Annotated in this window: 10 protein-coding genes; 6 read left to right on the plus strand and 4 right to left on the minus strand. The window is 69.7% G+C overall.

What is annotated here, in order from left to right:
* Positions 1–713 precede the first annotated feature (713 nt).
* The 6 genes from ACIBM5_RS44340 (at position 714) to ACIBM5_RS44365 (ending at position 8,902) form a co-directional block, all read left to right on the plus strand.
* Positions 714–2,018 carry an extracellular solute-binding protein gene (locus ACIBM5_RS44340; protein WP_396012374.1) on the plus strand — a complete coding sequence of 435 codons (1,305 nt, stop codon included), beginning with the start codon at positions 714–716 and terminating at the stop codon, positions 2,016–2,018.
* 633 nt (positions 2,019–2,651) lie between these two features.
* Entirely contained in the window at positions 2,652–3,581 is a 930-nt protein-coding gene (locus tag ACIBM5_RS44345; protein ID WP_396012375.1) for a carbohydrate ABC transporter permease, read from the plus strand.
* Position 3,582: 1 nt separating this feature from the next.
* On the plus strand, positions 3,583–4,539 hold the full coding sequence (locus ACIBM5_RS44350; RefSeq protein ID WP_396012376.1) for a carbohydrate ABC transporter permease: 957 nt from the start codon (positions 3,583–3,585) through the stop codon (positions 4,537–4,539).
* A 170-nt stretch (positions 4,540–4,709) separates the two neighbouring features.
* Positions 4,710–6,230 (plus strand): glycoside hydrolase family 1 protein, encoded by a 1,521-nt coding sequence (locus ACIBM5_RS44355; protein ID WP_396012377.1) that lies wholly within the window; start codon positions 4,710–4,712, stop codon positions 6,228–6,230.
* On the plus strand, positions 6,217–7,245 hold the full coding sequence (locus tag ACIBM5_RS44360; RefSeq protein ID WP_391587594.1) for a LacI family DNA-binding transcriptional regulator: 1,029 nt from the start codon (positions 6,217–6,219) through the stop codon (positions 7,243–7,245). The genes ACIBM5_RS44355 and ACIBM5_RS44360 overlap by 14 nt, the downstream gene beginning before the upstream one ends.
* 1,015 nt (positions 7,246–8,260) lie before the next feature.
* On the plus strand, positions 8,261–8,902 hold the full coding sequence (locus ACIBM5_RS44365; protein WP_396012378.1) for a DedA family protein: 642 nt from the start codon (positions 8,261–8,263) through the stop codon (positions 8,900–8,902).
* Between the two features lie 324 nt (positions 8,903–9,226).
* Here the strand turns inward: ACIBM5_RS44365 and ACIBM5_RS44370 are convergent, their stop codons facing one another.
* The 4 genes from ACIBM5_RS44370 to ACIBM5_RS44385 form a co-directional block, all read right to left on the minus strand.
* Positions 9,227–10,948, minus strand: coding sequence for a serine/threonine-protein kinase (locus tag ACIBM5_RS44370; protein WP_396012380.1), 1,722 nt, complete (start codon positions 10,946–10,948; stop codon positions 9,227–9,229).
* Positions 10,949–11,945: 997 nt separating this feature from the next.
* Entirely contained in the window at positions 11,946–12,641 is a 696-nt protein-coding gene (locus ACIBM5_RS44375; RefSeq protein WP_391587591.1) for a DUF305 domain-containing protein, read from the minus strand.
* Positions 12,638–13,360 carry a DUF3105 domain-containing protein gene (locus ACIBM5_RS44380; RefSeq protein WP_396012382.1) on the minus strand — a complete coding sequence of 241 codons (723 nt, stop codon included), beginning with the start codon at positions 13,358–13,360 and terminating at the stop codon, positions 12,638–12,640. Before ACIBM5_RS44380 ends, ACIBM5_RS44375 begins: the two co-directional genes overlap by 4 nt.
* Positions 13,361–13,422: 62 nt before the next feature.
* Entirely contained in the window at positions 13,423–13,833 is a 411-nt protein-coding gene (locus ACIBM5_RS44385) for a hypothetical protein (RefSeq protein ID WP_396012383.1), read from the minus strand.
* Between the last annotated feature and the right edge of the window lie 78 nt (positions 13,834–13,911).

Raw genomic sequence — 13,911 nt, forward strand, 5'->3', positions numbered from 1 at the left:
ACAGCAGTGGGCATCCACAACCGGACATTGCTCTCGTGCTGCGAGTGCGCGAGGTACTCGGCGACGGGTTTCTTCCGCCGGGCGCCGGGCCCGCGCTGGGGTGGATGCGTGGAGCTTGAGCCGATTGTTGTGGGTGTCCCGGTAGGCCTTGCCGTAGAGGCAGGCGCAGGGGAGGGGCGACCCCTGGCGGGTCCTCGCGGTGAGGCCGGCGTCGACGTTGTCCGGGTCCAAGCCCTCGGGTCAGGAGGGCGGCGAGACGCTTGGCAATGCGGGTGCCGATGGCCGCGGAGGTCGTTGGGGAGGGGTACGAGCGGGGCGGCAGCAAGTGGGCGCTGATAACGGGCCGATGCACGTGTCACGAGGACCTTCGACGCAAGTGGTGATCTTCGGAGCAGATGCGGTGGGCGTGCATGGTGGCTTCGAGTGTTGCTTGGGGTGGGGTGGTGGGGGTGTGGGTGGGGGTTTAGGAGTCTTAGGGGTGGGGTGACGGTGTGGGGGTGTCACGTTCAGGTGTCGAAGTATTGACATGGGTTCTTGGGCGGGACAAGCTCCTGAGCACGTTGTGAGAGCGCTCTCATTGTTCAAGACTCGGCGCTCCCGATGGTGTGTTCTGTGTTGCCGCGAATCGTTGATCGCACTGCCGCACTTCGGTACTTCCGCACGAAGCAGTCCGCTCTCCCCGTCCCGGATGCAAGGCATCAGGAGGTTTTCCCATGCGCACGCGCTACGTTCGTGGTCGAGTCAGGGCGTTGTCGGCCCTGTGTACCGCGCTGTTGGTCGGGTCAGTGCTCGCCGGGTGCGGGGGTGATGGGGATTCCGGCTCGGGCGACGGCAAAGTCACCCTGAATCTGGGGCTGTTCGGCACCTTCGGCTTCGAGGAGGCCGGGTTGTACGCCGAGTATCAGCAGACCCACCCGAACATCAAGATCGTTCAGCACGACACCGAACGCGAGGAGGACTACTGGCGTACGGTGCAGACCCGGCTCGCCGGCGGGGGTGGGATCGACGACATCCAGGGCATCGAGGTCGGGCGGATAGCCGACGTCGTGAAGAACCAGGCCGACAAGTGGATGGACCTGAATTCGCTGGGCCTTTCCGGTGGCAACGCCGAGTACCTGCCGTGGAAGAGCAAGGCCGCGACCACCGGCGACGGGAAGGTGTTGGGTGCCGGCACCGACACCGGGCCGATGGCGATCTGCTATCGCACCGACCTGTTCCAGGCGGCCGGACTGCCCACCGACCGCGAGGAGTTGGCCCGGCGCTGGTCCACGTGGGAGGGATACGTCGAAGTCGGAAGGCAGTTCCAGGCGAACGCGCCGAAGAAGACGCACTACCTGGACAGCGTGACCGGTCTGTACAACGCGATCATCGGGCAACAGGCGGTCTCGTACTACGACGAGGCCGGCAAGCCGATCTATGACACCAACCCCACGGTGAAGCACGCCTGGGATCTGGCCACACAGGCCGCCGACGGGAAGATGTCCGCGGCCCTGCAGCAGTTCCAGAGCGACTGGAACCAGGCGTTCGCCGCCGACGGCTTCGCGTCGATTTCGTGCCCGGCGTGGATGATCGGGTTCATCAAGACCCAGGCCGGTGATGCGGGCAAGGGCAAGTGGGATGTCGCGCCGGGGCCGGGTGGTACCGGCAACTGGGGTGGTTCGTACCTCGCGATCCCCAAGGGCGGCAAGCACCACAAGGAGGCGGCGGAGTTGGTCGCCTGGCTCACCGCGCCCGAGCAGCAGGCCAAGATGTTCCGGAAGCAGGGGAACTTCCCGTCCAAGACCGGCGCGATCGAAAGCATCAAGGCGACCACGGATGCCTACTTCAACGGTGCGCCGATCGGTCGGATCTTCAGTGCGGCGGCCGAGCGGATGCCGGTACAGATCACGGGAGTTCGGCACAACGACATCAAGGAGAACATCAGTACGGCACTGACCTCCGTGGAAGCGCAGGGGGTCAAGCCCGACGACGCGTGGAAGCAGGCGCGCGACGCGGTCAAGAACGCACTCGCCGGCTGAGGGCGTTGGTAGGGCGGGGGCCGCGGTGTGCGGCACCTGATGTGCGGGCCGGGATGCGCGGGCCGCGATCGCCGCTGATCCGCGACCTGCGGCGGGCGGTCTGCGGGCGGCCGGTTGCGCGGCATCGGTTACGAGCCTCGGGCGCCGAGCCGGTGACCTGCGACGCGTGATCCACCTCTCGTAACCGGTGCCACGTCCGCGCCGCGACACCCGCACGGCGTTCCCGCAACCTCCGCCTCGCGCCCCGCACTCCGAGACCCATGCGAGACCCGAGTCCCCGCCCCGCGATCGCGCGACCCGCGACCTCCGACCGCGCCACGCGCGCAGTACGCGACAGACGGCCGCCACCCGACGGCCGCCGCCCGACGCCCGCCGCCCGACGGCCGCCACCCGACGGCCGCCACCCGACGGCCGCGCCCGGGCCGGTCCGATTCGCCACCGCCCCTCCGTGGCCCGGCCGTTCCTTCCCCGGTCGGGCCACCCGTCCCACCGTCCGCCCACCCCTCCCGGCCCGGAGTGATTCCGATGGCGGCACCATCCCCTGCCCATGCAGCCCAGTCCCCCGGCGGTCCCCGGACCGAATCCGGACATCAGCTCCCGTCGAGCCCCGAAACCAAGGCACATCGACCCGTCATGACTCCCCGTCAACTCTGGCGGCGCCGGGCGAACACCGCTTCTCCGTACGCCTTCGTCGCGCCGTTCTTCGTTCTCTTCATCGCCTTCGGCCTGTTCCCGCTCCTGTACACCGGATACATATCCCTACACCGCGTGCGATTGCAGAATCCGGACGACATGACCTGGCTCGGGTTGGAGAACTACACCAACCTCTGGCACGACAAGTTCTTCTGGAAGGCGCTGCGCAACACCTTCACCATCGGGCTGATATCCACGGTCCCGCAGTTGTGCATGGCCCTCGGCCTGGCGCATCTGCTCAATCGTCGGCTGCGCGGGCGAACCTTCTTCCGGGTCGCGATCCTGATGCCGTACGCGACTTCCGTCGCCGCCGCGACGCTCGTGTTCGGTGGCCTGTTCGGACGCGACTACGGGATGATCAACTGGTTCCTCGGGCTGTTCGGCGTCGACAACGTCGACTGGTACAACGGCACTTGGACCTCCCAGATAGCCGTCTCGACCATCGTCACCTGGCGTTGGGTGGGCTACAACGCGCTCATCTACCTCGCCGCGATGCAGGCCATTCCGCACGACCGCTACGAGGCCGCGGCGTTGGACGGGGCGAAGTCCTGGCATCAGTTCCGGCACGTCACCCTCCCGGGACTGCGGCCCACGATCGTGTTCACCGTCGTGGTCTCGACGATCGGCGCGATGCAGATCTTTGCCGAGCCGTTGCTGCTCCAGGGCGGACCGATCGGCGTCCGGGGCGGGGCTTCGCATCAGTACCAGACCATCGGGCTCTACATGTACGAGACCGGCTGGAGCAACTACGCGCTCGGGAAGGCCTCCGCGATCGCGTGGACGACCTTCCTGATCATCCTTGTCGTCATCGGCATCAACGCGCTTGTCTCCGCGAGCCGTTCGCGCCGCGAGACCCGGGAGGGCCGCTGACATGGCACGCACGCCCGTTGCCGTACTTCGCCGGACCGCCCGCCCGGCCGGCTCACCGTCGGAGGGTCCGTTGCCCGAACCGGCCGGAGGTACCGGCTGGTTCCGCCGCCCGGGTCGGCCCGGTCGGTCCAAGCGCACGCGTCAACTGCACGGCGGGCCCCTGGTCTACCTGATCCTGGGGTTCGCGACGCTGCTCTCGGTCTTCCCGTTCTACTGGTCGATCGTCGCCGCCACCCGCAGCAACGCCGAAATCAACCACGTGCCACCGCCGTTCACGCCCGGCGGCAACCTGCTCGGCAACTTCGACAAGGCGCTCGACGAGGCCGACATCGTGCAGGCGCTGATCAACTCGACCATCGTGTCGGTCACGGTCGCGGTGGGCACCGTGTTGTGTTCGACGCTGGCCGGGTTCGCGTTCGCCAAACTGCGCTTCCGAGGCCGGGGCATCCTGCTCGGAATCACCGTGGCGACGATGATGATCCCGCCGCAACTGGGCCTGATCCCGCTGTTCATGATCATGGCGAAGCTGGAATGGGTGAACCAGCTCCAGGCCGTCATCCTGCCCACGTTGGTCACCGCGTTCGGCGTGTTCTTCATGCGGCAGTACTTGATGGAGGCGCTGCCGGACGAACTGATCGAGGCCGGCCGCGTGGACGGCGCGTCGTACGCGCGGATCTTCTGGTCGATCGTCATCCCCATCGCGCGCCCGGCGATGGCGGTACTCGGCCTGCTCACCTTCATGACCACGTGGAACGACTTCTTCTGGCCGATCATCGCGCTGTCGTCGAGCAACCCCACCGTGCAGGTCGCGATCAACTCGCTCGGCGGGGGATACGTCCACGACCAGTCGATCATCCTCGCCGGGACGCTGCTCGGCACGCTGCCGGTATTGGTCGTCTTCGGCCTGCTCGGCAGGCAGATCGTCGGCGGCATCATGCAGGGCGCGGTCAAGGGGTGATCGCTCGAGGGTCGATCGAGCCGGAGGGGCCGACGTACCCCTACCCGGCGCGGATCGGTCCTTGGCCGATCGGTCCGAGAACGCCGAGCCGATCCGGCACCGATGGGCGTCGATGGGTGCCGATGGGTGCCGAGCAGCGTCAAGCCAACCGGAGAAAGGGAAGCACCATCATGACCAACCACGCCCTGTCCACCCGCACAGCACCGACGAGCCTTCCCGTCGGCGGCTTCCCGCCCGGATTCGTCTGGGGCGCGGCCACCGCCGCGTACCAGATCGAGGGGGCCGTGGCGGAGGGCGGTCGCGCGCCGTCGATCTGGGACACCTTCAGTCGTACTCCCGGACGGGTGCACGCCGGGGACACCGGCGACGTGGCCACCGACCACTACCACCGCTATCGGGAAGATGTCGGGCTGATGTCCGAACTCGGCCTGGGCGCCTACCGGTTCTCCGTCGCGTGGGCGCGGGTCCAGCCCAGCGGCAGCGGTCCGGGCAACCCGGCCGGACTCGACTTCTACGACCGGCTCGTGGACGAACTGCTCGCACACGGAGTGGATCCGTATCTGACGCTCTATCACTGGGACCTGCCGCAGGCGCTCCAGGACGCGGGCGGCTGGGGTGCGCGCGACACCGCGTCCCGATTCGCCGAGTACGCGCGGATCGTCGCGGCGCGGCTCGGCGACCGGGTTCGCGACTGGACCACGCTCAACGAGCCGTGGTGTTCCGCGTTCCTGGGACACGGTTCGGGCGTACACGCGCCGGGACTGACCGATCCGGAGCTGTCCCTGCGTGCGCATCACCATCTGCTGCTCGCACACGGGCTCGGCGTGCGGGCGTTGCGGGCCGGGCTGCCGGCCGGACACCGGATCGGGATCACGCTCAACACGGCCGCCGTACGCCCCACTTCGGACCGGCCGGCGGATCTGGACGCGGTGCGTCGAGTGGACGGACTGGCCAACCGGATCTTCCTCGACCCGCTGCTGCGCGGGGCGTACCCGGCCGATGTGCTGGCGGACACCGCCTCGGTGACCGACTGGGCGTTCGTCCGGGACGGCGACCTCGCCGAGATCGCCCGACCGATCGACATGCTCGGGGTGAACTACTACACCCCCCTGCTGGTCGGCGGCGGTGGCGGCGAGGGCAGCGGCGAAGGCGGCGACGCGGGTGCCGAGGCGGCCGGGCATCGTGACGACGGCCACGGTGCGAGCGCGTATTCGCCCTGGCCGGCCTGTGCGGACGTGCGGTTCACCCAGGCGCCCGGCGCGCGTACCGCGATGGGCTGGGGGATCGACCCGAGCGGCCTGTACGACGTGCTGGCGCGGATCCGGGAGGAGGCCCCGGACCTGCCGCTGATGATCACCGAGAACGGCGCGGCGTACGAGGACCGCGTCGATGCGGCCGGCGCGATCGAGGATGTCGAACGGGTGGACTACATCGCCGCGCATATCGCGGAAGTACGCCGGGCGATCGCGGACGGCGTGGATGTCCGGGGCTACTTCGTGTGGTCCCTGTTGGACAATTTCGAGTGGGCGTACGGCTACGCGAAGCGCTTCGGCATCGTGCACGTGGACTTCGCGAGCGGTGGACGTACGCCCAAGTACAGCGCACGGTGGTATGCGTCGGTGATCGCCGGCAATCGGGAACTCCGGGCCGAGTCGGCGCGGGACGGGATGGGGAGCATTGACCAGCACTGACGGCCGGGGCGAGGCCGCACCGACGGCCGAACCGCCGACCCTGGAGACGGTGGCGGCGGTGGCCGGGGTGTCCCGGGCCACCGTCTCCCGGGTGATCAACAGCTCACCGAAGGTCAGCCCTCGGGTACGCGAGGTGGTCGAGGCGGCGATCGTGCGGACCGGATACGTGCCCAACCGCGCGGCCCGAACTCTGGTCACCCGGCGCACCGATTCGGTGGCGCTGGTCGTCCAGGAGCCGGAGACCCGGCTGTTCGGCGACCCGTACCTGTCCGCGATCGTGCGCTCGGTGGGCACCGAACTGGCGGACACCGACCATCAGTTGGTGCTGATGATGGTGCGTACCCCGGCGCAGCAGGATCGGTTGGAGCGGTACCTGCGCGGCGGCCACGTGGACGGGGCGCTGTTGGTGTCGCTGCACGGGGACGACTCGTTGGCGGGTCGGCTGCACGACGCGGGCATCCCGGTGGTGGTCGGCGGTCGGCCGCTCGGCCCGGACGCCGACTTCGTCTATGTCGACGCGGACAACGTGGGCGGTGCGCGCGCCGCGGTCGAGCACCTGAGCGGCCGCGGTCGGGAGCGGATCGCCACCATCGCCGGACCGCAGGACATGTGCGCGGGTGTGGACCGGCTGCGCGGCTACCTGGACGCGGTACCGGGGCCTGCGCTCGTTGCGCACGGCGACTTCAGCCGGGCCGGCGGGGCCGCGGCGATGCGGCGACTGTTGGCGGAGGAGCCGGGGGTGGACGCGGTGTTCGCGGCGTCCGATCTGATGGCGGTCGGGGCGATGGCCGTGCTGGCGGAGGAGGGCAGGCGCATTCCCGAGGACGTGGCGGTGGTCGGGTTCGACGATGCGGACGTCGCGGGCTGGGCTGCGCCGGCGCTCACCACTGTGCGGCAACACGTGGCGAGGCAGGGGCGGTTGATGACGCGTCTGCTGCTGGAGCGGATCGGGGGCGGGGCCGTCGGCGACTCCGTGGTGTTGCCGACGACGCTGATCGAGCGGTCGTCGTCGTGACCCGCACACGGGGCTTCGGCTTCGGTCGGGCCGGAGGGGTTGGCCGGGCTTGGGCTTTGGTGGGCTGAGGGTGGCTTCAGGCGCCGCCGGTCGGGCTGAGGGTTTGGCTGGGGCGGGATTTGGTGGGTCTCGGTTTGTCTTGGTGGGCTTGGTGGGCCTTGGGTGGCCCCAAGCGCCGGCCGGGCTGGTTTGACCTCACGCGTCGGCATGGCTGGTTTGACCTACACGCGTCGGCAAGGCTCGTTTGACCTCAAGTGCCGTCCGAGGCGAGGGGATTGGCTGGGGTGAGGCATTGCCAGGCTTGGGCGGCCTGAAGCGTTGGCCTGGCTGGTTCGGCGCCAAGTGCCGGCCGGGGCTGAAGGGGTCGGCCGGGGCGGGGCCTTGGCGGGCTTGGGGTGGCGTCAAACGCCTGCCGGGGCCGAAGGGTTTGACCGAGGGGAGGCTTTGCCAGGCTTGGGCGGCCTGAAGCGTTGGCCGGGCTGGTTCGGCGCCAAGTGCCGGCCGGCCCGGGCGTCCCTCGAACACCGGCCGGCTCGACGTCCTTGAGCGTCGGCGGGCCTGATCGCCTCCAGCGTCGGCGGGCCCCGATTTCCCCGGGCGCCGGATGCCCCGACCACTTGCGAGCGCCTGACGCCTCGCCCGCTCCCAAACGCCCGGTGCGCCGCCCGCTCCCAAGCGCCCGACGGGCCGGCTGCACCCGCGGTGCGTCCCGGCCGTGTTGGTGTGTGAGGGCCGGGCGAGGGTGGTAGCCGGGGGTGTTGTTGGTGGATTGGGGGAGTGGCCACTCCTCCGGGGGTGCGCCGAAAGTGTGATCTCCGAATCGGGAAGTCGACACGATGATGAGGTCACTTTTCCGCGGATCAGGCCTCTGAGATGGGTGTTTTTCAGGCCGTATCACGTCAGGTGAGCGGTGGTGACCAGGACCCGATGTTCCGCCGGATGGGGGATCGCGCGATGATCTCCCGGTGACCGATACCTGTCTACCGATCCGCTGCGCGTGCGCGGGGGTACACCAGTGACCGGCGCCGGAACCGGCCTGTTGTTCTCTCCGTGGTTGTGGCTGGCGATGCCGCTGATCGTTTCCATCGACGCCGTGCTGCCGATCGTGCCGGGCGACGAACTCGTGATGGCCGCGGCAGCGGTCGCCGACGGTGACCTTCGGTACATCGTCCTGGTTCTACTGACCGCCGGGATCGGTGCCTTCATCGGGGACCAGTGTGCCTACGCGGTGGGCCGCGCACGGCTGCGTCGCGGGGGCGACGCCGTGCTCGGGCCGCGTCGACAGAAGGCGATGGACCTGGCCCGGGGCGCGCTGGCCAAGGGCGGGATGTCCGCACTGATCGCGGCCCGCTTCCTGCCCGGAGGCCGAACCGCGGTGAACATGCTCGCCGGCCGACTGGGATATCCCCGCCCGCAGTTCCGTGCGGCGACGCTGGTCGGGGCGACCATCTCGGTGTCGTACGCGATGACGGTCGGCACGCTGGCGGGACGCATCGTCGAGGACAGTCCGCTGCTGGTGGTCCTCGGCGGGATGGCGCTGGGTGCCTCGGTGCCGTTGATCGTGGGAGTGCCGGCACGTGTCGTCCGCGAGGTCCGCCGCCGACGCCATGCCGGCGATGCGACGGCGACGGCGACGACGGCGACCGTCGAGGTCTAACCCGGCGGCGGCACTTCGCCATCGACCACAGTGGGGGGGGGGGGGGGCACGGACACCCCCCCCCCCGCCCCCGCCCCCCCCCCGCCCCGCCCGGCCCGCCCCCCCGCCCCCCCGGCGGGCCCCCACACGGCGGGGCGCCCCCCCCCCCCCCACTCGCCTATCCGCCGGCCGCAACGAGCTGCGCGCCCCGCCGCAAACGGTGTGGCCCACAACGAGGCGTGCGCCGCCTGGCGAACGGTGCACCGGATAGCGAGCGGTGCGCCCAAACACGAGCGGTGCACTGCACCGAGAGCGGCGCTCTCCACAGCGAGCGGCGCGGCGCACTTACGGGCCGGTGCCGGAAACGGCGTCGAGTGCGTACACGTTCTTGTCACCGCTGCCGATATACACCATCCCGCCCGCTACCACCGGGTTCGAGCTGGTGGAGGCCCCGATGGAGTAGGCCCATTTCTTGGCACCGGTGGCAGCGTCGAGCGCGTACACGTTCTTGTCATTGCTGGGGACATAGACGACTCCGCCCACAACCGCCGGCGACTGCCAGACCATGCCTCCGGTGGTGTAGGCCCATTTCTTGGCACCGGTGGCGGCGTCGAGCGCATACACGTTCATGTCGGCGCTGCCGACGTACACCACCCCGCCCACGACGACCGGCGAGGAGGCGACCTTTTCGCCGGTGGTGTAGACCCATTTCCTGGTGCCGGTGGCGGCGTCGAGGGCGTATACGTTCTTGTCGGTGCTGCCGACGTACACCACCCCGCCCGCCACCACAGGCGACGAGAAGACCTCGGCGCCTGTCGCGTAGCCCCACTTCTTGGTGCCGGTGGCGGCGTCGAGCGCGTACACGTTCTTGTCGTGGCTGCCGATGTAGACCACCCCGTCCACGACCGCCGGCGAGGAGTCGACCTCGGCCCCGGTGGAGTAGGACCAGCGCACCGTGGTGTCGGTGGGGGTTACTGCGGGCGGGGACGACGGGACCTGGTCGCCGGCGGTGCGCTGCGGTTCTCGCCGGTCGTCGGGCGAGTCGATCAGTTCGAGAACGCCGCCGATGCCCAGAGCGGTAACTGCGCCGCCGCCGACAAGCCACAGAAGGCGGCGACGCGTGGGGGTCGGGGCTTTGGATGGGCCGCCGCCGTCACCACTTCGCGGTGTGCCGCTTGCGACGGGCTTCCGATCGAGGCCGATGGTCGGCGCGTCGGCGATCGCATCCCCTCCTCGGACCATGCGCCGGGTTTCGGCGTCCGGGGCGAGGTCGACGGCAGCGCGCAGACGTCGGTGTACCTCGTCGGCGGTGTCGGGTCGGTCCCGGGGGTCCTTGGCGAGCAACGCGAGGACGAGGTCGTCGAGTTCGGCGGGTACGCCGTGGCGGTGTTCGCCGGGTCTCGTGGGCGTCCTCCGCAAGTGGGCGTTCATCATCGAGACCGGGCCGGTGGCGTTGAACGGCACGTTGCCGGTGAGGAGTTCGTGCAGGACGCAGCCGAGCGAGTACAGGTCCGAGCGGGCATCCCCGGGCTGCTCGTCGAAGCGCTCGGGCGGCATGTAGGCGAGGGTGCCCATCACCTTGCTGGATCGGTTCGTGGACTCCACGAACCGGGCTATCCCGAAGTCCAGGATCTTGACCCGGTCCTCGACGGTGAGCATCAGGTTCGCCGGTTTCAGGTCCCGGTGGACGATCCCTGCGGTGTGCGCCCGGGCCAGCGCCGCGGCGGCCTGCGCCGCCCATTCCACAGCGGTGCGCACCGCGGGAGGACCCTCCTTGTCGAGCACCGCGGCCAGGTCGCGGCCCTCGACGAACTCCATCACCAGGAACAGCGAACCGTCCCCCTCGTCCTGGCCGAGGTCGTACACGGCGACCACGCCCGGGTGGTGCAGGGCCCCCGCCGTACGCGCCTCGCGGAAGAACAATGCGGCACCGGAGGCGTCGGCGTTCGCGTGCGGGAGCAGCTTGACCGCGACCCGCCGCTCGATCAGCCGGTCCCGCCCTTCCCAGACCTCGCCCATGCCGCCACGCCCGACGAACCGGACCAGCTCGTACCGACCCGCCAACACCCGCACACGCAACCCCCGTTGCCACGCCCAAAGCCGACCCGGACTCTCCGCTCGGGAATGGTACGGCCCCGGTGGGCACCAAGGTCGCCTGATGCCGGCCGGGCCGGTGGCACGCCCGCATCCCCTTAGGCCACGGTCCGGCCATGAGTGCCCCGAACAATTGACCTGCTCAGAGCCCCATCGAATGTGGTGCCGATTGCCGATTGCCGATTGCCGATCGACGAGGCGTATGCGTCCCGCGCGATCCGAGCCGGGGCGTTGCCGAGTCGTCGCGAGCAGATAGAGGGCAGTGGGCGTCGGTATTCGTCAGGACCCATCAGGGAGCCGTCCTCCCGCTGCGCGGGGTATCACCGCATGGAGCGGTGTACGCCACCGAGAGCAGCGCTCTCCGCTGCGAGCGGTGCACCGAACAGCCGGCAACGCACCGAACGGCGAGCAGCGCGCCGGAACGCGAGCGATGCACGCCACCGAGAGCGGTGCTCCGCACTGCGAGCGATGCACCACGTAGCGAGCCGTGCGTGCTGCTGCGAGCGGTGCACCGCACAGGGAGCGGTGCACCGAGCAGCGAGCAATGCCTCGAACGGCGAGTGGTGCTCCCAGTTAAAAGCAGTGCTCTCTATTGCGAGCACTGCTCTCCGTTGCGAGTGGTGCCCTCTATTGCGAGCACCGCTCTCGATGGCGAGCGGTGCCCTCCATCGAGAGCGCTGGACTTCGCCGTCGCCGCGAGCGGCGCACACTGTAGCGAGCCGTGCCGAGCCGTGCGTTCCGCTGCGAACGGTGCACCGCGAAAAGAGCGGTGCACCGAACAGCGAGCGGCGAACCCGTCCGCGAGCGCTGCTCTCAATAGCAAGCGCTGCACCCGACCGCGAGCACCGCACCCAGCTGCGAGCGCCGCGCCCGACCGCGACCACCGCACCCGACCGCGAACCAGCACCCCGCCGCGACCCGTCCACCCGTCCCGAGCCGCGAACACCACACCACCGGCAGCGCGCAGGTGTTACGCCGCCGCCCCACGCTCCGTCAGCATCGACCGCATCAGGTCGATCTCCGAACTCTGGCCCACCACCATCGTGTTCGCCAGATCCCGGACCTGCTGGACCTGGGCGCGCGCCACGCCCTCGCGGGCCATGGCCACACCCGCCTCGTGGTGCGTGATCATCAGCTGGAGGAACATCACCTCGGCGTCCTTGCCGTGCAACGTCGCCAGCTTGTCCAACTGCGCCTGCGTGGCCATGCCCGGCATCAGCTGGGTGTCCGCCCCGGCCGCCGGCGTGCCGTGACCGGAGTGGCCCGGCATCGAACCCGGCGTCATCCACTGCATGACCGGCCGGGTCGAGCCGAGGGTGAGGCCCCACAGTTGGAGCCAGGACGCCATCCGGCCGATTTGCTCCTGCTGGGTCAGCGCGATGTCGTACGCGAGCTTGCGGGTCGCGTCGTCCTGGGTCAGGTCGCGGACCATCATCGCCATCTGTACGGCCTGCGCGTGGTGCGTGCGCATGTCGCGTGCGAACCCGGCGTCGACGGAATCGTCGGCCGGCGGGTTCGGCACCGCGGCCGGCGCCGGCCCCAGCGCACGGGTGGGCGCGGCGGCCGCGGCCGGTTTCGTCGAGTCGTCGGACGAACAGGCCGCCAGCGCGGGTACCGCGAGCAGCCCGGTCGCCACGATCAGCGCGACGCGTGCGCGGGGCCTCACGAGGTCGGCTTCCCGACCCCGCCCGTGCACGGCGAACCGGGCTCCGGGGTCTGCTTGCCTTCCTTGTATTCCTTGATGAACTGGTCCAGGCGCGGGTCGCTCGCGTTGTCCAGCTTCAGCTGCAGACCCCACGCCGAGGCGACGACCGGCTTGTCCAGCCCGTCGTAGGGGCTCAGCATCATGTACGTCTTGCCCTTGACCTTGGACTTCAGGATCTCCAGCTGGTCCGCGGGCAGATTCGACTGGTAGGTGATCCACACCGTGCCGTGCTCCAGCGAGTGCACGCCGTTGCGGTTGGGGATCGGCGAGTCGTAGATCCCGCAGTTCTGCCAGGCCGGGTCGTGCTCGCCGCCCACCGGCGGGGTCTGCTTGTAGGTGACGTCCTTGGGCTTGGAGATGTGCCCCTGCGACGCGGTGTACGCGGCCACCCCGGCTATGTCGCTCTTGGTGTTGGGGTCGGGCTTGACGTCGGCGATGACGTTGTTCGCGCTGCTCTTCTTGTCGCCGTCGTCGTTGGACGACATCACCACGGCGGTCAGTCCGGCCACCAGGGCGAGGACCGCGATGCCCGAGGCGGCGAAGATGATCGCCGAGCGGCGCTTGGCGGCCTTGCGCTCCTGCTCGCGCTGAGCGGCCACCCGCTCACGCGTTGCCGCCATCCTGGCCGTTCGCTGCGCCTTGCTCTGCTTCTTCGAGGTGTTGGGGGACTGTTGCCCCATGGCTCCGCCTTATTCCGATTCCGGATTTCGTCTGTGGACCGTGCGAGGGTGTGCCGCGCGGATCACGTACGACTGACGCAGAGCACCGTCAGGTCGGAGGCGTCCTTGGCGGGCGCGGGCGCGAGCGCGATACCGATGGCGTCCGGTTCGGCCAGCCATGGCGGGAGCATCGAGCGGGGCGCGGGTGCGACCACCGGCGGCAGCGGCGGAACGGTGGCCGGCACACACGCGTGCGAGCGATCGCCGCACCGCCCCGAACCGTCGCCCTTGTCGTCCGGCCCGCCGTCGTCCCGGTCCTGGTGGGCGGTGTGATGGAAGGGGCACACCGTCGGGATCGTCGCGGTCGAGGGCACCGACTCGGCGTGGATCGGGAACGCGCTGCCGAGCAGCGCGGCGCACGCCAGTACAGCCCCGGCCAACAGCCGGATCACCGGCCGCAGCGGGACTGCCAGCGAGGCCATCCGTTGCGTCACGGGCCCTATTCTCACCCGAACGAGTGACCCTGTGGGAAGTCGGGGCTCGATCTTTCGTTGTCGTGACGGGGACGTGAC

This window comes from Embleya sp. NPDC050493 (assembly GCF_044458105.1).
Classification (GTDB): Bacteria; Actinomycetota; Actinomycetes; order Streptomycetales; family Streptomycetaceae; genus Embleya.

Coding starts and splice junctions, on each gene's coding strand:
- ACIBM5_RS44345 (WP_396012375.1), top strand. CDS start 2,652: ATGACTCCCCGTCAACTCTGGCGGCGCCGGGCGAACACCGCTTCTCCG.
- ACIBM5_RS44340 (WP_396012374.1), top strand. CDS start 714: ATGCGCACGCGCTACGTTCGTGGTCGAGTCAGGGCGTTGTCGGCCCTG.
- ACIBM5_RS44350 (WP_396012376.1), top strand. CDS start 3,583: ATGGCACGCACGCCCGTTGCCGTACTTCGCCGGACCGCCCGCCCGGCC.
- ACIBM5_RS44380 (WP_396012382.1), bottom strand. CDS start 13,360: ATGGGGCAACAGTCCCCCAACACCTCGAAGAAGCAGAGCAAGGCGCAG.
- ACIBM5_RS44355 (WP_396012377.1), top strand. CDS start 4,710: ATGACCAACCACGCCCTGTCCACCCGCACAGCACCGACGAGCCTTCCC.